This is a genomic window from Streptosporangium nanhuense (assembly GCF_059358815.1).
Genome location: NZ_JCADBG010000095.1, coordinates 1 through 1,400 on the forward strand (window position 1 = coordinate 1; position 1,400 = coordinate 1,400).

1 protein-coding gene is annotated in these 1,400 nt (G+C 70.4%); it reads left to right on the forward strand.

Annotated features, from left to right (window positions below):
* A partial coding sequence (locus AC5L38_RS44120; RefSeq protein WP_495248805.1) for a sugar ABC transporter ATP-binding protein occupies positions 1 to 1,400 on the forward strand: 1,400 nt, incomplete at both ends.

The window sequence follows — 1,400 nt, forward strand, 5'->3', positions numbered from 1 at the left end:
GAGGTGCACTGCCTGCTCGGCCAGAACGGTGCCGGGAAGTCCACTTTGATCAAGACTTTGGCGGGCGCTCACCAGCCCGACGAGGGGACGATCACGCTCAGCGGTGAGGAGGTGCGGCTGTCGAGCCCGATCGCCGCGATCCGGCTCGGGATCTCCACGATCTATCAGGAGCTGGACCTGGTGGACGGCCTGAGCGTGGCCGAGAACGTGTTCTTGGGTCATGAGCCGGCCCGGATGGGGTTCGTGGGCCGCTCGGAGGCGGCGCGGGCGACGCGGGAGTTGCTGGCGCGGCTGGGGCACGCGGAGATCCGCCCGTCGGTGGAGGTGGGCCGGCTGTCCCCGGCGGCCAAGCAGGTGGTGAGCATGGCGCGGGCGCTGTCGCACGACACCCGGCTGATCATCATGGACGAGCCGTCGGCGGCGCTGGCCCACGACGAGGTGGGCAACCTGTTCCGGATCATCCGGGAGCTGACCGCCCAGGGGGTGGCGGTGGTCTACATCTCCCACCGGCTGGAGGAGATCCGCGAGATCGGTGATCGGGTGACGGTGCTCAAGGATGGCCGCACGGTCGCGGTGGGCCTGCCGGCCAAGGAGACGCCGACCTCGCAGGTGGTCTCGCTGATGACCGGCCGCAACGTCGAGTACGTCTTCCCGCCGCGCCGCGCGGAGCCCGTAGAGGGGAACGAGGTGCTGCGGGTCGAGAACCTCACCGTCCCCGGGGTCGTCTCGGACGTGTCGTTCTCGGTGCGGGCGGGGGAGATCGTCGGGCTGGCCGGTCTGGTCGGTTCGGGCCGCTCGGAGATCATCGAGGCGGTGTACGGGGCGCGGCGCTTCTCGGGCCAGGTGGTCTTGGAGGGCAAGGTGGTGCGCCGCGGTGGTGGTACGACCGGTGCGGTGCGGCTGGGCATGGGGCTGGCGCCCGAGGAGCGCAAGGCGCAGGCGTTGCTGCTGGACCAGAGCGTCTCGCGCAACATCAGTCTGGCGAGTTTGGGCCGGTACTCGCGGCTGGGCTGGATGGACCGGCGCCGGGAGGCGGCCGATGCGCGGGAGATGGTCCAAGCCCTGGACATCCGGCCCGCCGATCCGGAGCGGCCGATCAAGACGTTGTCGGGCGGTAACCAGCAGAAGGCGGTGCTGGCCCGGTGGTTGCTGAACAACCGCAAGCTGCTGCTGTTGGACGAGCCGACCCGCGGGGTGGATGTGGGGGCTCGGGCGGAGTTGTACGCGCTGGTGCGGCGGCTGGCCGATGAGGGGATCGGGGTGTTGCTGGTCTCCAGTGAGGTTCCCGAGGTGCTGGGGCTGGCCGATCGGGTGCTGGTCCTGCGGGAGGGCCGGGTCATTCGTGAGGCCGGCGCGGGTGAGCTGGACGAGCACGCCGTCCTCGACATGATCATGGAAGG